General features: G+C 68.9%; 18 protein-coding genes. 15 read left to right on the forward strand and 3 right to left on the reverse strand.

Translation table 11 applies throughout. From position 1 onward, the window contains the following. Positions 1-3: 3 nt before the first annotated feature. The 9 genes from G361_RS0137470 to G361_RS0137510 all read left to right on the forward strand — a co-directional run bounded on the left by G361_RS0137470 (position 4) and on the right by G361_RS0137510 (position 10647). Positions 4-1434, forward strand: a complete 1431-nt coding sequence (locus G361_RS0137470) for an IniB N-terminal domain-containing protein (protein ID WP_155981972.1) — start codon at positions 4-6, stop codon at positions 1432-1434. Between the two features lie 85 nt (positions 1435-1519). Continuing rightward, entirely contained in the window at positions 1520-2377 is an 858-nt protein-coding gene (locus tag G361_RS0137475; RefSeq protein WP_019932287.1) for a haloalkane dehalogenase, read from the forward strand. 109 nt (positions 2378-2486) lie between these two features. Next, complete coding sequence (locus G361_RS46115; protein WP_231387207.1) at positions 2487-3767, forward strand: RNA polymerase sigma factor; 1281 nt, start codon at positions 2487-2489, stop codon at positions 3765-3767. Further along, positions 3764-4405 (forward strand): hypothetical protein, encoded by a 642-nt coding sequence (locus G361_RS0137485; protein ID WP_019932289.1) that lies wholly within the window; start codon positions 3764-3766, stop codon positions 4403-4405. The genes G361_RS46115 and G361_RS0137485 overlap by 4 nt, the downstream gene beginning before the upstream one ends. A 465-nt stretch (positions 4406-4870) precedes the next feature. Then, the gene (gene dnaK, locus G361_RS0137490; RefSeq protein ID WP_019932290.1) at positions 4871-6715 is read left to right on the forward strand and encodes a molecular chaperone DnaK; all 1845 of its coding nucleotides are present in this window, start codon (positions 4871-4873) and stop codon (positions 6713-6715) included. Beyond that, entirely contained in the window at positions 6712-7431 is a 720-nt protein-coding gene (gene grpE, locus G361_RS46120; protein WP_019932291.1) for a nucleotide exchange factor GrpE, read from the forward strand. Before dnaK ends, grpE begins: the two co-directional genes overlap by 4 nt. 24 nt (positions 7432-7455) lie before the next feature. Beyond that, a complete protein-coding gene (dnaJ, locus tag G361_RS0137500) occupies positions 7456-8631 on the forward strand; it encodes a molecular chaperone DnaJ (protein ID WP_019932292.1) in 1176 nt (391 codons plus the stop codon). After that, positions 8631-9023, forward strand: coding sequence for a heat shock protein transcriptional repressor HspR (locus G361_RS0137505; protein ID WP_019932293.1), 393 nt, complete (start codon positions 8631-8633; stop codon positions 9021-9023). The genes dnaJ and G361_RS0137505 overlap by 1 nt, the downstream gene beginning before the upstream one ends. A gap of 454 nt (positions 9024-9477) precedes the next feature. Beyond that, entirely contained in the window at positions 9478-10647 is a 1170-nt protein-coding gene (locus G361_RS0137510; RefSeq protein WP_019932294.1) for a globin domain-containing protein, read from the forward strand. 50 nt (positions 10648-10697) lie between these two features. Here the strand turns inward: G361_RS0137510 and G361_RS0137515 are convergent, their stop codons facing one another. The 3 genes from G361_RS0137515 to G361_RS0137525 all read right to left on the reverse strand — a co-directional run bounded on the left by G361_RS0137515 (position 10698) and on the right by G361_RS0137525 (position 13715). Continuing rightward, a complete protein-coding gene (locus G361_RS0137515) occupies positions 10698-11483 on the reverse strand; it encodes an FAD-binding oxidoreductase (RefSeq protein ID WP_019932295.1) in 786 nt (261 codons plus the stop codon). 37 nt (positions 11484-11520) lie between these two features. Then, positions 11521-12681, reverse strand: coding sequence for an FAD-binding oxidoreductase (locus G361_RS0137520; protein WP_019932296.1), 1161 nt, complete (start codon positions 12679-12681; stop codon positions 11521-11523). Between the two features lie 98 nt (positions 12682-12779). Next, a complete protein-coding gene (locus G361_RS0137525; protein ID WP_019932297.1) occupies positions 12780-13715 on the reverse strand; it encodes an NADP-dependent oxidoreductase in 936 nt (311 codons plus the stop codon). Positions 13716-13987: 272 nt separating this feature from the next. Here G361_RS0137525 and clpB point away from each other — a divergent pair, with 272 nt between their 5' ends. From clpB to G361_RS0137555, 6 genes are all read left to right on the forward strand, one after another. Continuing rightward, on the forward strand, positions 13988-16555 hold the full coding sequence (clpB, locus tag G361_RS0137530; protein ID WP_019932298.1) for an ATP-dependent chaperone ClpB: 2568 nt from the start codon (positions 13988-13990) through the stop codon (positions 16553-16555). Positions 16556-16627: 72 nt separating this feature from the next. After that, the gene (locus tag G361_RS0137535) at positions 16628-17434 is read left to right on the forward strand and encodes a DUF5666 domain-containing protein (protein ID WP_019932299.1); all 807 of its coding nucleotides are present in this window, start codon (positions 16628-16630) and stop codon (positions 17432-17434) included. A 146-nt stretch (positions 17435-17580) separates the two neighbouring features. Next, on the forward strand, positions 17581-18654 hold the full coding sequence (locus G361_RS0137540) for a hypothetical protein (RefSeq protein ID WP_231387208.1): 1074 nt from the start codon (positions 17581-17583) through the stop codon (positions 18652-18654). 96 nt (positions 18655-18750) lie between these two features. After that, positions 18751-19581 (forward strand): SDR family oxidoreductase, encoded by an 831-nt coding sequence (locus G361_RS0137545; RefSeq protein WP_019932301.1) that lies wholly within the window; start codon positions 18751-18753, stop codon positions 19579-19581. A gap of 9 nt (positions 19582-19590) precedes the next feature. Next, a complete protein-coding gene (gene pyrE, locus G361_RS0137550) occupies positions 19591-20136 on the forward strand; it encodes an orotate phosphoribosyltransferase (protein ID WP_019932302.1) in 546 nt (181 codons plus the stop codon). Positions 20137-20208: 72 nt separating this feature from the next. Further along, on the forward strand, positions 20209-21273 hold the full coding sequence (locus G361_RS0137555; protein ID WP_019932303.1) for a beta-ketoacyl-ACP synthase 3: 1065 nt from the start codon (positions 20209-20211) through the stop codon (positions 21271-21273). Positions 21274-21290: the final 17 nt, after the last annotated feature.

The following is a 21290-nucleotide window of genomic DNA, read 5'->3' on the forward strand; positions in this document are numbered from 1 at the left end:
GGGGTGCGGCCCCGATTCGGAAGGCTCCGTGATCTTCCTAGCGTGAAAGCAATTCACCGCGGACCGCTCGGCCGGCCGCCGATCCGGAGAGGGAGTTCGATGAGTCCCAACGTGATCCTCGAGTTCATCCTCGGACTGCTGCGCGATCACGAGGCCGCCGCCGGATACTGCGCGGACCCGGCCGCGGCCCTGTCTGCCGCCGGGTTGGCCGGGGTGACACCGGAGGACATCGCCGCGGTGGTTCCGATGGTGGCGGAATCAGTGTTGATCACCGATGGTTCCCGGCTCGCGACGGTCATGGCGGCGTTCGAACCGGCTGTCGCCGAAGTTCGCGAATCCGGCGAGCGGAGTGCCGATTCCACCGGATACCCCGGCTCCGGCGCGAACGGGCGCGGTCTCGCGGGCCGGGCGAACGGGAACGATCTGCTCACCGGTGGCGTCGGGTCGAACGGACGCCGTGCGGGTGCGCCGGAAACTCCCCGTGCTGTGCCGGGCGGTGGATTCGCCGTACTCGATTCGGAATTGGCCGCGAGCCTGCGGGATTGCATCACCGGAGGTGTCGCGCCCGGTGGTCTCGGATCCACGTTCGCCGGAATCGGCCGCGTTCCCGGCATGTTCGCCGGAATCGGTCCGTCCGGCGACCCGCCGGCGCGGTCCGGGGAGAACGCGCGCGATCCGCTCGCGGCGAGTCCCGTTGTCCGGCCGCACGGCTGCGCGCCGATCGGCAGCGAATCGGCGGATGTGACCGGCGGGTCGGAGAGCATGTTCGGTGTAGAAGTCATCACGGATCTCGGTGCTCGCGCGGATGGTGCCATTGCGGGAATCGGGCTCGGAAATATCTCCGCGCCGAACGGTTCGGAATCGAGTGGATTCGGTTGTTCCACCGATGGTTCCGCATCCACCGGTGAGCTCACCGTCGATCTCGATGGTAGCGGCAGCGTCCGATTGCCAGGCGTTTTCCACAGCGATCCAGCAGGATTCGAGCCGCGGTACGACCCGGTCGATCCGGCCGCGGAGCTAGGGTGCCCGCCCGGACATGCGAGGTCGGCGCATCCGGGCGGGGACGGGATCGCACAGGGAACCGACCGGTCCGGCGACGCGCTCGACGGCCCCGACGGCGCAGGTGCGCCGAGCCTTTCGGATGAGGGAAGGTTCGGCGGCGACGCGTCCGGGGCCGGTGCGGCAGCGTGGCCGGACTCCGGCTGGGATGTCTCGGAGGTGCTGAGCCGGTCGGATGAGGGCGGGCTCGGTCATGGTTCGCCGGGATTCGCTGGTGGCCCGGCGGACCGGAGATCGGTTCGCTCCGGGTCACCCGCGGTTCCGGTGTGCGGTCCGGCCGATCACGGGATGTTCGAGGGCGTGGCGGGCGCCTGGTCGAGTGTGGATGTGGCGCAGGCCTTCGGCGCGGGGATGGTTCGAGAGTTCCAGGGGTGATGCAGGTCACATTCCAGGGCGGTCACAGGGTGGTCCGGGGATGTGTCCAACCGGATGTCAGCACCTCGACGGAAGGACACCGGCGATGCCCGTCATCGACGTTCTCGATTCGTATCTCAACTACACCGACGTCGGCGCCGGCGCGGTTCCGGTCGTATTCCTGCATGGCAATCCGACCTCGTCGTATCTGTGGCGCAACGTGATTCCGTACGTGAGCGACCGGACCCGCGCGCTGGCGCCGGATCTGATCGGCATGGGCGAATCCGGTAAGCCGGAGATCGGTTACCGCTTCACCGATCATGCCCGTTACCTCGACGCCTGGTTCGACGCGCTGGGTCTGGACCGGGTGGTCCTGGTCGGCCACGACTGGGGTGGCGCACTCGGAATGGATTGGGCGGCAAGGCATCCCGACCGAGTTCTGGGAATCGCGGTACTGGAGACCTTCCTGCGTCCACTGACCTGGAGCGAGATGCCGCCGCGCGGCGCGGAGATGTTCCGTCGATTCCGATCGCCGGAGGGTGAGCAGGCGATTCTGGTGGAGAACTCGTTCATCGAATTCAACCTGCCGTTCGGCGCGAAATCCCTCACCCCCGCCGACCTAGACGTGTACCGGGCGCCGTATCCGACGCCGGAATCCCGCCGCCCGATGCTGGTGTGGCCGCGCGAGTTCCCGCTGGACGGCGAACCCGCGGACGTCGTGGCGATCGTGGAGAACTACGACCGGTGGATGGCCGGGTCGCCGGAGATCCCCAAGCTGGTGATGGCTGTGGAGAACGGCGTCGGGCTCGGCTCCCCGGAGGTGATCGACTGGGCCGTGTCGACGTTCGCCGCCGCCGAGTCCGTCGGTATCGGGCCTGCCGGACATCGCGCTCCCGAGGACCGTCCCGATGCCATCGGTACCGCGATCTCGGATTGGCTGGACAAGCACGCACTGCTCGGCTGAACCGTCGTGGCCGGTTCCCGGTACCGCTGTAGCCGGTGCGGGAACCGGCACGGGGTGCGACCGGCGGCGCACCCTTGCGGGTCGTCCACGGTCGGCGAACGATGGAATCATGACGGCAGCAGCGGGAGATACGGCGACCGGCGGTGGCACGGAACATGCTGGGGGACAACGATTGTCGACCGGCGATCGGGCGGTGAGCACCGAGTCCGCATCGGCCCGGCAACTCGCGGCCGCCGAGGGGGACACGGCCCCGCAATCCGTGGACGCCGCGCGGGGTGCGACCCGGGAACCCATGGTCGTCGAGGGGGGCGCGGCCCGGCAATCCGTGGTCGTCGAGGGCGACATGACCCGGCAACCCGCCATCGCCGAGCGGGACATGACAGTTGGCGTGCACTCGGCGGGGGAACATTCCGCGAGCGGAGGAGGTGCGACCATCCCGGACGGATACGGTGTTGCGGCCGAGGCCGATCCGGCGGACGGGGAGGCCGGAGCGGAGACGGCGCTGGTCCGGCGAGCGGTCGCCGGCGATCGTGCGGCCGTCACGGAAGCGGTCCGACTGCTCCAGGATCCGCTGTATCGGCTGGCCCTGCGGATGCTCGCCCGTCCGGCGGATGCCGAGGACGCCACCCAGGAGATCCTGCTGCGGGTGATCGGCAATCTCGGCACCTGGCGTGGCGAGGCAAGGCTGCTCACCTGGGCCTATCGTATCGGCGTCAACTATCTGCTCAACCTCGCGCGCCGCACTCCGCTGGAACGCATGCACCTGTCCCTGGACGCCTTCGGCGAGGGGCTGCGCGACGGGCTGGCCGATGCCGACTATCGCGGCCCGGAGGCGGAACTCCTCACCCACGAGATGCGGTTGTCCTGTAGCCAGGCCATGTTGCAGTGCCTGGTTCGCGACGAGCGCGTCGCCTTCGTGCTGAGCGAGGTGTTCGAGCTCGGCTCGGCGGAGGCGGCGTGGATCACCGGCAGCACTCCGGCGGCGTACCGGAAGCGGCTCGAGCGGGCGAAACGGCGGCTCGGCAACTTCCTCGGCGCCACCTGCGGACTGGCGAATCCGGCGGCGTTCTGCCGGTGTGCCCGGCGCATCGACAAGGCCGTCGCGATGGGCCGCCTGGACCCGGCGCATCCGGTCCTCGCGACCCATCCCGTCACGCCGGGCGGCCGGACCGTCGCGGCCGCCGAGCAGCAGATGGTCCGGTTGCACGATGCGGCGGCGGTGCTGCGCTCACATCCGGACTATGCCGCGCCGCAGGCCCGCACGGCCGCCATCGCCGGTCTGCTGCGGTCGGGCCGCTTCCCGCTGCTCGACGGTGGTGACTTGACGCCCGGCCGGGGCGGGAGTGTCCTGGAAAACGGGGGTACCGAGCGGGAAGCAGGTGTCTTGTGAACGATCGACAGACCGTGAACGCGCTGCTCGAGCAGGCGGGCCGCACCTATGCCGCCGAGGCCGGGATCAGCCTGGCCGACCGGCCGGCGCCGCTGTTCCAGTTGCTCGTGCTCGCCCAGTTGATGAGTGCCAGGATCTCCGCGCACCTCGCGGTCGGGGCCGCCCGCGAGCTGTTCCACTCCGGCTACCGGACCCCGCAACGGGTCGCGGGCGCCGACTGGCAGGAACTCGTGGACGCGCTCGGTCGCGGCCACTACGTGCGCTACGACGAGTCGACGGCCACGCGGCTGCGCGAGAACGCGGCCCTGCTGCTGGACCGCTATCACGGCGACCTGCGCCGCCTGGCAGCCGAGGCCGGACACGATCCGCAGCGGTGCGCGGAGTTGTTGCAGCAGTTCGAGGGTCTGGGTCCGGTCGCGGCGGACATCTTCCTGCGTGAGGTCCAGGACACCTGGACCTGGGTGCGGCCGCGTTTCGACGACCGGGCCCGCCGCGGCGCGCGGCGACTGCACCTGCCGACCGATCCACAGGCCCTCGACGCACTCGGCCACACCGGTCACGACGCGGAATTGGCCGCGGCCCTGGTGCGGGTGACCATCGAGCGGGACCTGGCGCCGGCGGTGCTCGGCACCGGCTGATCGCGCGCGCTCGGATATCTGGACGTCGCCTGCTCGGAGGCGTCCGGATACGTCACGGACCGGCGAGTATGGGTGCCGGTGGGTTACCGGGAGATATCCGCATGTCCGGGTGCGAGCGCCTTCGTGACGCTCACCACCGGCCGGTCCGGTGCGTGCCGGGCTCGGGTGGGTATGCCGCCGATCGCATCCGAAAAATTTCCGCGATCCGGGAATCAACCCGGGGAGTCGCTCGTTGAGCTGGTCAACAACATTGAGTGCAGTCGGCTCAAGAATGTAGTTGACTCGGGTAGATACCGGGGGCAGTATTGAGCCGACCACGCTCAGCGTTGCTGGGACCGTGCTCCACGCGGTGTTCGGGGTGAGGTCCCGCGGCCCGGTCGCATGCGCCACGAGCGCATCGCCGGGACCGGCGACAGGCACCTTGCCCTGTACGACACACAGGTACGTCACTTAGGAGGAACCACAATGGCTCGTGCGGTCGGTATCGACCTCGGGACCACCAACTCGGTCATCGCTGTGCTCGAAGGCGGCGAGCCGAAGGTCATCGCCAATTCGGAGGGCGCGCGGACCACGCCCTCGATCGTCGCGTTCGCCAAGAACGGCGAGGTGCTGGTCGGTCAGCCGGCGAAGAACCAGGCCGTGACCAACGTCGACCGCACCATCCGCTCGGTCAAGCGCCATATGGGCGACGCCGGCTGGAGTGTGGACATCGACGGGAAGAAGTACACCCCGCAGGAGATCAGCGCGCGTGTGCTGATGAAGCTCAAGCGGGACGCGGAGGAGTACCTCGGTGAGGAGATCACCGACGCCGTCATCACGGTGCCCGCGTACTTCGAGGACGCGCAGCGGCAGGCCACCAAGGAGGCCGGCCAGATCGCGGGCCTGAACGTGCTCCGCATCGTCAACGAACCCACCGCCGCGGCCCTGGCCTACGGCCTGGACAAGGGCGAGAAGGAACAGACCATCCTGGTCTTCGACCTCGGTGGCGGCACCTTCGACGTCTCGCTGCTGGAAATCGGCGAGGGCGTCGTCGAGGTCCGCGCGACCGCCGGTGACAACCACCTCGGTGGCGACGACTGGGACAACCGCGTCGTGAGCTGGCTGGTCGACAAGTTCAAGGGTTCGTCGGGCATCGACCTGACCAAGGACAAGATGGCCATGCAGCGGCTGCGTGAGGCCGCGGAGAAGGCCAAGATCGAGCTGAGCTCCTCGCAGGGCACCTCGATCAACCTGCCCTACATCACCGTCGACGCGGACAAGAACCCGCTGTTCCTGGACGAGCAGCTGACCCGGGCCGAGTTCCAGAAGATCACCTCGGATCTGCTGGACCGCACCCGTCAGCCGTTCCAGCAGGTCATCAAGGACGCCGGCATCTCGGTCAAGGACATCGACCACGTCGTGCTGGTCGGCGGTTCCACCCGTATGCCCGCCGTCACCGATCTGGTGCGCGAGCTGACCGGCGGCAAGGAGCCCAACAAGGGCGTGAACCCGGACGAGGTCGTCGCCGTCGGCGCCGCCCTGCAGGCCGGTGTGCTCAAGGGTGAGGTCAAGGACGTCCTGCTGCTCGATGTCACCCCGCTGTCGCTGGGTATCGAGACCAAGGGCGGCGTGATGACCAAGCTGATCGAGCGCAACACCACCATCCCGACCAAGCGGTCGGAGACCTTCACCACGGCCGACGACAACCAGCCGTCCGTGCAGATCCAGGTCTACCAGGGTGAGCGCGAGATCGCCTCGCACAACAAGCTGCTCGGCTCCTTCGAGCTGACCGGCATCCCGCCGGCCCCCCGTGGCGTGCCGCAGATCGAGGTCACCTTCGACATCGACGCCAACGGCATCGTGCACGTGACCGCGAAGGACAAGGGCACCGGCAAGGAGAACACGATCAAGATCCAGGACGGGTCCGGCCTGTCCAAGGAGGAGATCGACCGGATGGTGCGTGACGCCGAGGCGCATGCCGCCGAGGACAAGCAGCGGCGCGAGGAGGCGGAGACCCGCAACCAGGCCGAGTCGCTGGTGCACCAGACCCAGAAGTTCATCGACGAGAACGAGGACAAGGTCCCCGCGGAGATCAAGACGAAGGTCGAGGCCGCGATCGCCGAGGCGAACGAGGCGCTGAAGAGCGACGACATCTCGACCATCAAGACCGCGGTGGAGAAGCTCGCGACCGAGTCGCAGGCACTGGGTCAGGCGATCTACGAGGCGTCCGCGAATGCCGACGCGGGGGCGAGCTCTGCCAACGGCGCCGGGCCCGCCGCCGACGACACCGTCGTCGATGCGGAGGTCGTGGAAGAACCGGAGAAGAAGTGAGCCAGAATCCGGAACAGGAGCCGATCACCATCGTCGACAACCGCAAGGTCGATCCCGAGACCGGTGAGGTCCGGGAGCCGGCGGCCGACGCCACTGCGGCGCCCACTCCGGAGGCCGGGCCCGACGCCGCGGCGGCAACTGCCGCGGCGGTGGGCAACGGTGAGGCGGGTAACGGCGAGGCGGCTCCGGTGAGCGCCGACTCGGTCGGCGCCGAGCTGGCCGAACGCACCGCCGATCTGCAGCGGCTGACCGCCGAGTACGCCAACTACCGGCGGCGGGTCGATCGTGACCGCAAGGCCACCATCGACGCGGCGAAGGCCTCGGTGGTCACCGAACTGCTCGGGGTGCTCGACGATCTCGATCGGGCTCGCGCCCACGGTGATCTGGAGTCCGGACCGCTGAAGTCGGTGGCGGACAAGCTGGCCGACGCGCTGCGCAAGCAGGGTCTCGACGAATTCGGCACGGAGGGTGAGCCCTTCGATCCGACCCTGCACGAGGCCGTGCAGCACGAGGGCGACGGCCACGATCCGGTCATCGGCGTGGTGATGCGCAAGGGTTACCGCTTCGGCGATCGCGTGCTGCGGCACGCGCTGGTCGGCGTCACCGACGCCGCCCTGGCCGCCGACTCCGGCGTGGAGCCGGAGGCGGACGGCGGCGCGGCGGATCCGGTGACACCGGAGACGACGAACGCCGGCGACGGCAGTGCCGACGAGTGACAGTGTGAAAGGAGGAGATGCTCGGTGAATCGGGAGTGGCTCGAGAAAGACTTCTACAAGGAGCTGGGTGTCTCCTCCAGCGCCTCCGCGGACGACATCAAGAAGGCCTACCGCAAACTGGCCCGCGACCTGCATCCGGACAAGAATCCGGGTGACGCCGGGGCCGAGGAGCGGTTCAAGGCCGTCAGCGAGGCGCATGCCGTGCTGTCGGATACGGAGAAGCGCAAGGAGTACGACGAGGCGCGGCGGCTGTTCGCCAGCGGCGCCTTCGGTCGTGGCGGGTTCGCGCCGGGCGGTGGATACGCACCCGGCGGCGGTGGATTCAGCGGCGAGTTCAACCTCGGCGACATCTTCGGCGGTACTGCCGCCGGCGGTGGCGACGGGGGTCTGGGTGATCTGCTCGGCGGGTTGTTCAACCGTGGTGGCGGCCGGGCCTCCACCCGCCCGCGGCGCGGCAGCGATGTGGAGACCGAGACGACCCTCGGCTTCCGGGAGGCGGCCCAGGGCGTCACCGTGCCATTGCGGATGACCAGTCCGTCGCCGTGTACCACCTGCCACGGCAGCGGTGCCAAGCCCGGCACCAGCCCGCGGGTCTGCCCGCACTGCAACGGAACCGGCGTGATCAGCCGCAACCAGGGTGCGTTCGGATTCAGCGAGCCGTGCGAGGACTGCCGCGGCACCGGGTCGATCATCGACGACCCGTGTACCGACTGCCACGGCACCGGCATCCAGAACCGGACCCGCACCATCACCGTGCGGGTGCCCCCGGGGGTGCGCGACGGTCAGCGCATCCGGCTGGCCGGTCAGGGTGAGGCGGGCCTACGCGGCGCGCCGGCCGGCGATCTGTTCGTCACCGTGCACGTCAGCAACGACAAGGTCTTCGGCCGCACCGGCGACGACCTGACCCTGGTGCTGCCGGTCAGCTACAGCGAACTGGTACTGGGCACCACGGTGTCGGTGCCGACGCTGGACGGCCGGGTCGGCGTCAAGGTGCCCGCGGGCACCGCCGACGGCCGCACCCTGCGGGTGCGCGGACGTGGCGTACCCAAGCGCGACGGCACCTCGGGCGACCTGCTCGTCACCGTGAAGGTCGCGGTGCCGCAGAAGCTGGACGACAATGCCACCGAGGCATTGCGGCTCTACGCCGACGCGGAGAAGGCGGGCGGGTTCGATCCGCGTGCCGGATGGGCAGGTGCGTGATGGACGAACCGAAGAAGATGAGTGCGTCCACCGAGTACTTCATGATCTCGGTGGCCGCCCAGCTGGCCGGTATGCATGCGCAGACCCTGCGCACCTATGACCGGCTGGGACTGGTGACCCCGCAGCGGACCTCCGGTGGGGGACGGCGCTATTCGAGCCGGGACGTGGAGTTGCTGCGCGAGGTGCAGCGCCTGTCCCAGGACGAGGGCGTCAACCTGGCCGGTATCAAGCGGATCATCGAACTCACCAACCAGGTCGAGGAGTTGCAGCAGCGGCTCGGCGAGCTGATGGCCGAGGTGGAACGGCTGCGCGCGGCCTACCGCCCCGATCTCACCCCGCCTCCCCGCAGCACCGCGCTGGTGGTGTGGCAGCCCCGCAACAAGCGGCGATAGTCCGGCCTGGATTCTGTGACAGCGCCTCCGGTGACGGAGGCGCTGTTTTTCGTTGTGCCCCAGCGCCTTCACGGGATGTTTTGGCGTAATCCCCAGCGGCGGTGGCGGGATCGTTGCCGGAATCGCCTCAAATGCCGCGCGACACCGATTTTCGCGCTCGTTGGAACGGTCAGCACTGCTTCAGCAAATGCTACTCACAGTCAGGTAGCGGGCCGGTCGGTTCCTATCGGCGATCGAAATGATCCGAATTTGCTGCGCTTTCGGTATGTTTCCAGGGGGCTTGGCACGCTTCCGCCCTGCTCCGTCGGAATTTCACTCCTGTTGTTCGGGAAGGCCGTTCCGTTGCTGGCAAACCTCCCCTAGACTCGAAGAACATCGGCTGCTGACGAGTGGCTCGCGGCATTCCACTCCGGGTGCGGTCAGTGTTCGAGTGCGAAATGGGGTTGTGAGACTTATGGATTCGCGGACCGTCGCATTGATCAGAACGACTTTCAAGGCGGTTGCTGCGGAGGAGGGGGGACCGGAGAAGCTCGCCCGGTCGTTCTACGCCATCCTCTTCACCGAATACCCGCACATCCGGGACCTGTTCCCCGCCGCCCTCGGACTGCAGCGCGATCGGCTGATCAAGGCCATCGGCTACACCGTCGAGCGGCTGGAGGAGCCCGACCGGCTGCTGCCCTTCCTGGCGCAGCTGGGCCGCGATCATCGCAAATACGGCGTGACCGCGGATCACTATGCGGCAGTGGGCAGATCGCTGCGGCTCGCACTCAGCGGCTACGCCGGCACCGAGCTGTGGACCGACGAGGTGGAACGGGCCTGGGAGGAGGGCCTCGACCTCATCACCGCCACCATGATGACCGCCGCGGACCAGGAGACCGCACCGCCGGTGTGGACCGGTACCGTCGTCGAACACCGTGCGGTACTGCGCAATCTGTCGATCGTGCGGCTGCGGCTGGACCATCCGATGACCTACGCGGCCGGTCAGTACATGAGCGTGCAGATCCCGTCCCGCCCGCGGATGTGGCGTTACCTGTCCGCCGCGGTCCCCCCGAATCCCCAGGGGGAGATCGAATTCCACATCCGCAGCGTCACCGGCGGCTGGGTCAGTCCCGCCGTCGTCGGGCACACCGCGGTCGGCGACCGCTGGCTGCTGGGCTCGCCGCTCGGCGGTCTCGGCGTGCTGCGCAACACCCGGCGCAAGATGCTCATGGTCGGGTGCGGCACCGGCATCGCCCCGCTGCGCGCGCAGTTGCTGGCGATGACGCAGCGCCGATCCAATCCGCGGGTGCACCTGTTCGTCGGCGGGCATCACCCGTGCGATCTCTACGATCTGGAGACGCTGAGCGCACTCGCCGCCGCGCACAAGTGGCTGACCGTCACGCCGGTCGTCGAGAGCACCGAAAACCCTTGGTGGTACGCCGATTCGGCCGAGTCCGCGCCGGAACTGCCCGGACTGGAACGAAGACAGGTGGGGCAGATCGGCAAAGTGGTGGCCGCCGCGGGGGAGTGGGCCGATCACGACGTCCAGATCGTGGGCGCCCCACCGATGGTGCAGACCACCAAATTCCGCCTGATGGCCGCGGGCGTCCCGACCCGCAACATCCGGCACGACCCCCTCTTCTGAGTCCGCCGCGACCACGACCGCCGACTCCGGCCGCACCGCGCCGATCCGGCTCAGGCGCCCTCGTACCGGATGGCCCCCGGCGGGGTCCCACCCGCGACCAGGCTCTCCACGGTGGCCTGGACCATCGCGCGCGATCCGCACACCAGCACCCGGTGGTGCAGCAGCGGGCCCATATCGCCGACCACGTCGGCGAGCGTCCCCTCCAGCATCTCGTTCACGTCGAATCCGATGTCGACGCGGCAACTCTCGTACCATTCGTCGACCCACGACGGGTCGTAGGCGCTCTCCACCACCGGAATCACCGTCAGCCAGGGCAGTTCGCCGGCCAGCAGGTACAACATGTCGGAGGCGTACAGATCGCGCGGCGACCGGCCACCGACGAACAGATGGGTGCGCGGCGGCTGTGGCCGGCGGGACAGGTCCAGCAGCAGCGAGCGCAGCGGCGCCAGCCCGGTACCGCCCGCGATCATCACCACATCGGTGGCCTCCGGCTCGACCGACAGCCATCCGTCCGGCGCCGCGATCCGCCACTGGTCACCCGGCCGGGTATCGGCGACCATCGTCCCGCTGCACCAGCCGCCCGGTACGGTCCGCACATGGAATTCGAGCTTGCCGTCCAGCGAGGGTGGCAGCGCGGGTGACAACCGCCGCCGCAACCCGGGATGCTGCGGCATGGTGACCTCGACCGACTGCCCGGCGATGAACGGCACGTACTCGCCGATCAGCCGGATCACCGCCAGATCGTGCCGCACCCGGTGGTGCCCGACCACCGTCGCCGTCCACTCGGAGGCGGCGTGAACCGGGAATTCGCCGGTCTGGTCCGGGCCGATCGTCACTGCTGCGTCCTCACCCTCGAAACGTCCGTCGCACCACTCACACCGGGTCGGCGCTGATCGCGCGATCCGGGGTGCCGACCGCCATCAGGGCGCGCCGGGTATCGGCGATCATGCGGGCGGAGCCGGAGATCTGGATCTGCCGATCCGCCCAGGCACCGAAGCTCGCGACCACGGCACCCAGATTACCGATCAGCCTGCGGTGCATACCGAACGGCGGGTCGACCGGGGGATAGGGATGCCACCACGGGTTGGATTCGTTCTCGCACACCGGGATCACGGTCAGCCACGGGTTGCTCAGCGACAGCTGCCACATGTTCTCCACGTCGTACAGATCGCACGGATAGCGGCCGCCGATGAAGAAGTGCACGCGCGGATTCATCCCGCGCCGGCCCATCTCGATCAATTGCGCACGCAGCGGGGCGATTCCGGTGCCGGAGCCGATCATCAGCACGTCCCGGCCGCTGTCCCGATCGACGTGCAGGCCGCCCAGCGGACCCGCGATCAGCCACTTGTCGCCGACCTCGGTCTCGTTCACGACCGCCGGGCTCACCCAGCCGGTGCGCACCTTCCGGACGTGGAATTCGATCTCCCCGTAGGGATTCGTGGGAATCGCCGGGGACAGGTAGCGCCACATCTTCGGCCGCTGCGGGATCGACACCGGCACATACTGTCCGGCCTGATAGGGGATCGGCGTCTCGGACTGCAACCGCACGATGGCCAGATCGTCGAGTACCCGGCGGTGGCCGACCACCGTCGCCTCCCAATAGGGCTGCGACTTGTCGGAGTTGGCGCCGATCGCCATCGAGGCGGAGATCAGGATGCAGACGTCGCGCCAGCCCTCCTCCAGCCCGCGGTGCCAGTACTCCGGGCCGTGGTAGGTGCGGAACGCGGCGAGCATGGCGCGACCGGCGGCATCGTAGTGCGCGGCCTGGACACCGTACTTCCGATGGTCGCGCGCCAATTGCTCGAGGAAACGCTGGGCACGATCCCAGTCCTCGAGATGATCGATCACGAACTGGATCGCGGCGGTGAGCCGCTTGGCCTGCATATCCATCGTCGGCGCGAAGAGATCGCGCAGGCGAGGGTTCTCAGCGAACAGGTGACCGTAGAACGCGCTGATCAACCGCTCGGGCCCGTGCTCTGCCTCGACTATCGACCGGAAGTTGGCGCGGACCAGCGCTGCCGAACGCGCATCCACGACGTCGAGCTCCCTTTCTTGCTGTATCTCCTCGGGGGACCGCCATGGGTCACGGCGTCCTTCGCGGTCAAGTATCCCCGAAGCTGTGTCTGATTGCCTCAGATGACGAGTACGGTCTTGCCGCGCGCTCCGGTCGCGGTCAGCGCCTGTGCGGCATCGGTGAGGGGGCGGGTCGCGTCGATCGGCACGACGAGATCTCCTTCGGCGACCCGCCGGAGTAGTCGGCGTAGTTCCGGCGCCGCGCCGGTGGAGGTGAGATTTCCGCCCTTGAGGCCGTGGTCGTGCAGCGCCGCCTCGTCGGTGGCGAAGGTGGTGCTGTAGGCGGTGCCGCCCGGTCGCACCAGCGGGATCAGCGCGGCGAAGGCAGGCGGCGCGGAGATGAGGTCGAACAGCACGTCGACGCCGTCGGGACGGCCCGCGCGCACCTGCTCGGCCACCGGGCCGCGGGTGTAATCGATCACCTCGTCGGCGCCGAGCCGGATCATCCGGTCGGCGTCGTCGGGCCGCGCGGTGACGATCACCTGCACCTCGGCGGCGGCGGCCAGCTGGACCAGGAAGGAACCGACCCCGCCGGAGGCCCCGTTGATCAGCACCACCTGGCTCGGCACCAGCGCGGCGGCGTCCAGCAGATCCTGGGCGGCGAGCCCGGCGGTCGGCAGCGCGGCGGCCTGGATGCTGCCGACGGTGTCCGGCAGTTTCGCGACGGTGCTGTCGGCGGGGATGGCGATGTACTCCGCGAAGGTGCCGTGGCCCAGCGGCGCGGCGACGGCCTTGCCCACCACCCGATCGCCGACCGCGAAATCGGTGACGCCCTCGCCGACGGCGGTGACGATGCCGGCGCCGTCGGTGCCGGGGATCATCGGGAAATCGAAGGGCATCCGGCCGCGCAGCAGGCCGTCGACGAGCTTGCGATCGTAGGGATTCACGCCGGCGGCTTCGAGGTGGATCTGGATCCGGCCCGGCCCGGCCGCCGGGACCGGCATCTCGGCGGGTTCGGGGGTGCCACCGAATTCCTGTACCACCATCGCGCGCATCTGGCGTGCTCCATTCGTCCGGGCGGTGCTGGGGCCAACGGGGTGACGCACATCCACAGGAAGTTCACACGAGCGGTTTCGGGTCATCGTAGGCGCGCCACCACGCACAACTACGCAATCGCGGCGTTCGAGGCGGTTCGTGGCGCGTAGCGTGGACGCCGGAACCTTGCGGTGAGCGCCGGAAATAGACCAAACTTGAGCGGAACAGACTCAACTAGTCGCGCGTTGAACTGTCCAGAACCTGAAGTCTCATCACTCACAGGAAGGTGCCCGTGGACTCGTTCAATCCCACCACCAAGACCCAGGCGGCGTTGACCGCCGCATTGCAGGCCGCCTCGGCGGCCGGCAATCCGGAGATCCGGCCGGCGCACTTGCTGGTGGCGTTGCTGGATCAGACCGACGGCATCGCCGCCCCCCTGTTGAAGGCCGTCGCGGTGGATCCGGCAACGGTGCGCCGCGAGGCCCAGGACATCGTGGAACGGCTGCCCCGCGCCAGCGGCGCCACCACCGCCCCGCAACTCGGCCGCGAATCGCTGGCCGCGGTCACGGCCGCGCAGCGACTGGCCACCGAACTCGGTGACGACTACGTCTCCACCGAACATCTGGTGGTCGGCCTGGCCGCCGGCGACTCCGACGTCTCCCAGTTGCTGCTGAAGTACGGCGCCACCGCCGACGCGCTGCGCGAGGCGTTCACCACCGTGCGCGGCAATGCCCGCGTCACCTCGCCGGATCCGGAGGGCAGCTACCAGGCGCTGGAGAAGTACTCCACCGATCTCACCGAGGCCGCCCGCGAGGGCAAACTCGATCCGGTCATCGGCCGCGACACCGAGATCCGGCGCGTGGTGCAGGTGCTGTCCCGGCGCACCAAGAACAATCCGGTGCTGATCGGCGAGCCCGGTGTCGGCAAGACCGCCATCGTGGAGGGCCTGGCCCAGCGCATCATCGCGGGCGATGTGCCGGAATCGCTGCGCGGCAAGCGCCTGATCTCGCTGGATCTCGGCGCGATGGTCGCCGGTGCGAAGTACCGCGGCGAATTCGAGGAGCGGCTGAAGGCGGTGCTGGAGGAGATCAAGTCCAGCGCCGGGCAGATCGTCACCTTCATCGACGAGTTGCACACCATCGTCGGCGCCGGCGCCACCGGCGAATCCGCGATGGACGCGGGCAACATGATCAAGCCGATGCTGGCCCGTGGCGAGCTACGCCTGGTCGGCGCGACCACGCTGGACGAGTACCGGCAGCACATCGAGAAGGATCCGGCGCTGGAGCGGCGGTTCCAGCAGGTGCTGGTCGGCGAGCCGTCGGTGGAGGACACCATCGGCATCCTGCGCGGCCTCAAGGAGCGCTACGAGGTGCACCACGGCGTCCGGATCACCGACTCCGCGCTGGTGGCGGCGGCCACGCTGTCCGACCGCTACATCACCTCGCGATTCCTGCCGGACAAGGCCATCGACCTCGTCGACGAGTCCGCCTCGCGGCTGCGCATGGAGATCGACTCCCGTCCGGTCGAGATCGACCAGGTCGAACGCGCGGTGCGGCGCCTGGAGATCGAGGAGATGGCCCTCGAGAAGGAGACCGACGCGGCCTCCAAACAGCGGCTCGAGAAGTTGCGCCAGGAACTGGCCGACGATCGCGAGAAGCTGAACCAGCTGATGGCCCGCTGGCAGAACGAGAAGCAGGCCATCGACGCGGTGCGCGGTATCAAGGAGCAACTGGAGGCGCTGAAGGGCGAATCCGAACGCGCCGAGCGCGACGGCGATCTGGGCAAGGCCGCCGAATTACGCTACGGCCGCATCCCGCAGCTGGAGAAGCAGTTGGCCGAGGCCGAGCGGAAGGCCGGTACCGCCGGTGGTTCCGCCGACGCCGAGATGATGCTGCAGGAGGAGGTCGGCCCCAACGACATCGCCGAGGTGGTGGCGGCGTGGACCGGCATCCCGGTCGGCCGGATGCTCGAGGGTGAGACCCGCAAACTGCTGCGTATGGAGGAGGAACTCGGCAAGCGCGTGGTCGGCCAGACCGAGGCGGTCACCGCCGTCTCCGACGCGGTCCGCCGGGCCCGCGCGGGCGTCGCCGATCCGAACCGGCCCACCGGCTCGTTCATGTTCGTCGGCCCCACCGGCGTCGGTAAGACCGAACTCGCGAAGGCGTTGGCGGACTTCCTGTTCGACGACGAGCGGGCGATGATCCGGATCGATATGAGCGAGTACTCCGAGAAGCATTCGGTGGCCCGCCTGGTCGGCGCCCCGCCCGGATATGTCGGCTACGACCAGGGCGGTCAGCTGACCGAGGCGGTGCGGCGGCGGCCGTACACGGTGGTGCTGTTCGACGAGATCGAGAAGGCGCACCCGGACGTGTTCGACATCCTGCTGCAGGTGCTCGACGAGGGCCGGTTGACCGACGGCCAGGGCCGCACGGTCGACTTCCGCAACGCGATCCTCATCCTGACGTCCAACCTGGGCGCCGGTGGTGACAAGGAGCATGTGCTCAACGCGGTCCGCTCGGCCTTCAAGCCGGAATTCCTCAACCGCCTCGACGATGTGGTCATGTTCCACCTGCTGAACGAGGAACAGCTGGAACACATCGTCGACATCCAGCTGGCGCAGTTGCAGAAGCGGCTGTCCCAGCGCCGGCTGAAGCTGGATGTTACCGACGCGGCGCGGTTCTGGCTGGCGGTCCGTGGATACGACCCCGTCTACGGGGCCCGGCCGTTGCGCCGTCTGATCCAGCAGGCGATCGGCGATTCGCTGGCGAAGGAACTGCTGGCCGGCGAGGTCACCGACGGGGATGTGGTGAAGGTCAATGTCACCCCCGACGGCGACGGACTGCTGGTCGGACGCGCCTGATCCGGCCGCGAACGGGCCACGGTTGCGCCGACCCGGACCGTCACCGCGCGCGGTGCGCTTACGCTGGGTGGCATGACCAGTCCGCGTGATCCGTGGCAGCGGCCGGATTCCTCCGGCGCCCCGACCGAACGGGTCGGGGCGCCGGAGTCGTCCCGGCCGCGCGAGCTGCACACGTCGGAGTTCGCGGCGGCCTACGGCCAGGGTTCGGATCCGACGACGTCCTACCGGTATTTCGACGAGCCCCCCGGGCCCGGCGCGACCCGGGAACTGCCCCACTACGACAACCAATGGGGCACAACCGAATACACCACCCCGCCGCAATACGGCCAGGATCCCTACGCCTACGGCCAACCGTGGCAGGGGGATCCGCAGCACCCCGGCCCCTACGGCCCCACCGGCCTCCTGCGCCACCCCCGCAAGCGCCGCACCGGCCTGTGGTTCGGTATCGGCCTGGCGGTGTTCGTCCTGGTGGTACTGGGCGGCATCGCCGCCGGCCTGCTACTGGCCGGCCGGGACAATTCCACCCCCAGCGCCTCCGGCGGAACCACCCACCAGGTACCCACCGCCGAGCCGCTACCCGGTACCTCCGGCGAACCGCTACCCGGCCTGCCCCCGCTACCCGGACTCGGCGGCGACCTGGACAGCCTCGGCGCCACGATGGGCACGATCGATACCAACGACGGCGCCACCCTCACCCTGCAATCCCTCGGCGGCGCGATGGTCACCGTGCACACCGACGACAAGACCCAGGTGATCGCCCTCGGCGGCGGCAAACTCACCGACCTGCACGCCGGCGACATGGTCGTGGTCCAGGGCGACAAGTCTCCCGACGGCACCATCCAGGCCAAACTGATCATCGGCGCCGCCCTGGCCAGGTAATCGGCGTCCGCTGCGCTCCGGTCCGGGACAACCGAATGATCGGCGTTGTGTTCCGAGACAGCGGTGGATGTGCGCGACACCAGAACACGCCGTCGGAAGCGGTCGCCATCAACACCGTCACGGGTGGGGAACTAGACTTGCGGACGATGACGGCAGCAATCTGGTTCGGGCTCGCGGCGGTCGCACTCGTGGGTGCGATCGTGCTGCTGTATTTCGACCGGGTCCAGCGGCAGCGGACCGGTCATGTACGGCAGGTCTGGGCGAAATCCCAAGGCTATACGTATGTGTCGGTCGAACCCTCGCTGGCGGCGAACTGGCACCGCGGGGCGATGACGAAACTCGGCTATCTGTCCGCGGTGGACGTGGTCTCCGGAAATCGCAAGGGCGAGAAGTTCGTCCTGTTCGATCTGGAGGATTCCGCGACCATGGTCGCGGTGCGGCGGCAGATCGGGTCGGACATCGATATCGACCTGCGCTCCAAGACGGCGGCTCCGCCGAAGGACCACGATCTGGAGTTGCTCGGCGCGATCGGCGACCGGGTGGTGTTCGCCACCAACCCGGATGTCGCCCGGCACGCGGTCGATCAGCGCATGGTCGCATTCATCGAGAGTCTGCCGGATACCGTGCAGCAGTTGTGGAGTGAGGGCAACTGGACGCTGGGCATGCTGCCGGTCGGCAGCGGCCCGCGCGATTGGGAGACCGCCATCGACGCGGTGCTGCGCCTGTCCGGCCTGCTGCACGTGCTGCCGCCGGTGGTGGATCGCGGCCGATCGCCCGAGGAAGAGGACTACGACTCGGACGACCGTGACGACTTCGACCGCGACGATTACGAGCGCGACGACTTCGACGGCGACGACTACGAATCCGATCCCCGCGAGTCCGTTCGCTACGCCGCCGAGGACGACGAGTTCGAGCGCGACGAGTACGACGACCGGGACGACGCCGAACCGGCCGCTCGGTTCGACCGCGACGGCGACTACGCCCCGCTGCTCGACGACATCGCGGGCGAATCCGAGGCGCGGCCGTCGCGTCGGCCGGCGCTGGCCATCGTCCCGGATCCGCGCGATCGGGTCCGGCGCACCTGGTCCGCCGACGAGGACCGGCCCGGGGACGCCGAGCCGGCTCGATCCGGCGACGAGGACGAGTTGGATTCGTCCGAACGCCCGGGTGGTCCGTTCCATCCCGGGTTCCGGCCCTATCAAGGCCCCGCACCCCGCTGACGGGTACGGGATGACGACCCGCACGACCGGCGGGCGCGGAGGCGGCAGCGCGCCACGACCATGCGACATCCCGGTCGTGCGCGAAAGGATCCGAGCATGACCGATTCCTCCGATTCGCCGGGCGCCGACGAGGTCGTCCGCCTGCCCGGCGCGACCCGCCCCGTAGCCCTGGTCACCGGACCCACCTCCGGTATCGGCCGGGGCTACGCCGTGCGGCTGGCCGCGCTCGGCTACGACCTGGTGCTGGTCGCCCGCGACGAGCCCCGATTACAGGCCCTCGCCGACGAGGTGCGCACCCGGTTCGGCACCCGATCCGAGGTGCTGCCCGCCGATCTGGCCGTCGCCGCCGACCGCGACCGGGTGGCCGAACGAGCCGGCGCCGGCGTCCAATTCCTGGTGAACAACGCCGGATTCGGGCTCGACGGCGAATTCTGGAGCGTCGACCCGGACCGCCTGCAGGCGCAGCTGGACGTCAACGTCACCGCGGTGCTCCGGCTGACCCGCGCCGCGCTGCCGCCGATGATCGCGGCGGCCCGGGGCACCGTGGTCAACGTGGCCAGTGTGGCCGGTCTGGTGCCCGGTCGCGGATCGACGTATTCGGCCTCGAAGGCGTACGTCATATCCTTTACCGAGGGACTGGCCGGGGGACTGGTCGGAACCGGTGTTCGGGTGCAGGCACTGTGCCCCGGTTTCGTACGCACCGAATTCCACGAGCGGGCCGGCATCGCGATGCAATCGCTGCCGAAACGGATGTGGCTGGACGTCGACCGGGTCGTGGCCGGCTCCCTGCACGATCTGGACAAGGACCGGGTGATCAGCGTGCCCGGGGCGCAGTACAAGCTGCTCACCACGGTCGCCGGTATGATTCCGCGCCCGGTGGTGGGCCGCCTGAATCGAGGCTTGTTCAACGCACGCGGAAGGACGTAACCGGTAAAGATGATCGAATCGACCGCCGATCGGGACAGATTGGCCGAGCTCGTGCGCGAGCTCGCCGTGGTGCACGGCCGGGTGACGCTGTCGTCCGGCAAGGAGGCCGACTACTACGTCGACCTACGCCGGGCCACCCTGCATCATCAGGCCGGGCCGTTGATCGGCGCACTGCTACGCGAGCTGGTCGCCGACTGGGAGTTCGACGCCGTCGGCGGCCTGACGATGGGAGCGGATCCGGTGGCGCTGGCGATGCTGCACACGCCGGGCCGCCCGCTGGACGCGTTCGTGGTGCGCAAGGCCGCCAAGACCCATGGCATGCAACGGCAGATCGAGGGCCCGGACATCGTGGGCAAACGGGTGCTGGTGGTGGAGGACACCACCACGACCGGCAACTCGCCGCTCACCGCGGTGCGGGCGTTGCGGGAGGCCGGCGCTACGGTGGTGGGCGTCGCGACCGTGGTCGACCGGGAGACCGGCGCCGACCGGGTGATCGCCGCCGAGGGGCTCGAGTACCGGTCCATCCTCGGCCTGAAGGATCTGGCATTGGGATGACCGTCCGGTGGGTTAGCCTGGAGTCCGATTTCGAGAACTGCGAGTAACGGTGAAGGGTCGTGTGAGTCGCCCGTGGTGAGCATTGCAATCAACGAGGGTCGCGCGAACGTCGCGATGCTGGGCATCGGCGCCTATCGGCCACGACGGATCGTGAGCAATGCCGAGGTGTGCGAGGTTCTGGACTCGTCACCGGAGTGGATCTTCGAGCGCACCGGTATCCGGAACCGGCGCTGGATCAGCGGCGACGAGACGCTGCGCTCGATGGCGGTCGCCGCCGGCGAGCGGGCGATCGTCAACAGCGGTATCGATCGGTCGAAGATCGGCACGCTGATCCTGGCCACCTCCAGCTGGCTGACCCTGACCCCGCACGGGGCGCCCACCGTGGCTTTCGATCTGGGTATCAACGGCATTCCCGCCTTCGACCTGACCTCCGGCTGCGGCGGATTCGGCTACGGCCTCGGTGTCGCGGCCGACCTCATCCGCGCCGGCTCCTCGGAGTACGTGCTGGTGATCGGCGCGGAGACCATGACGGTCGGCCTCGACCCGACCGACCGGGGCACCGCGATGATCTTCGGCGACGGCGCCGGTGCGGTGGTGGTCGGGCCCAGCGAGGACAACGGCATCTCCCCGACGGTGTGGGGCAGCGACGGCGAGCACGCCGGTTCGATCATGCAGGACGTCGACTTCCTGGAGTACATGCACCGGGCGCAGCGCCTGCAGGGCACCGATCCGGGTGTGGAGCGGATCGGCCGGATGTCGCTGCGGATGGCGGGCCAGTCGGTGTTCCGCTGGGCGGCGGTGACGCTGCCGCGCGCGCTGTCCACCGCGCTGGATCTGTCCGGGGTGGCCAAGGAGGACATCGAGGTCTTCGTGCCGCACCAGGCCAACGCCCGCATCAACGAGTTGATGAAGAAGAATCTGGGCCTGGCCGAGGAGATCCCCATGGCCAACGACATCGAGAACACGGGTAACACCTCCGCGGCCTCGATTCCGCTGGCCATCGAGGAGATGCTCGTGACCGGTAAGGCGAAGGGCGGCCAGCTGGCGCTGCTGCTCGGCTTCGGCGCCGGGCTGAGCTACGCCGGTCAGGTGGTCACCCTGCCGCCGGCTCCGGCGGAGCCGAGCTTCACCGTCTGAGCGGGCCGGTGGCCGGA

It is taken from the genome of Nocardia sp. BMG111209 (genome assembly GCF_000381925.1).
GTDB lineage: Bacteria > Actinomycetota > Actinomycetes > Mycobacteriales > Mycobacteriaceae > Nocardia.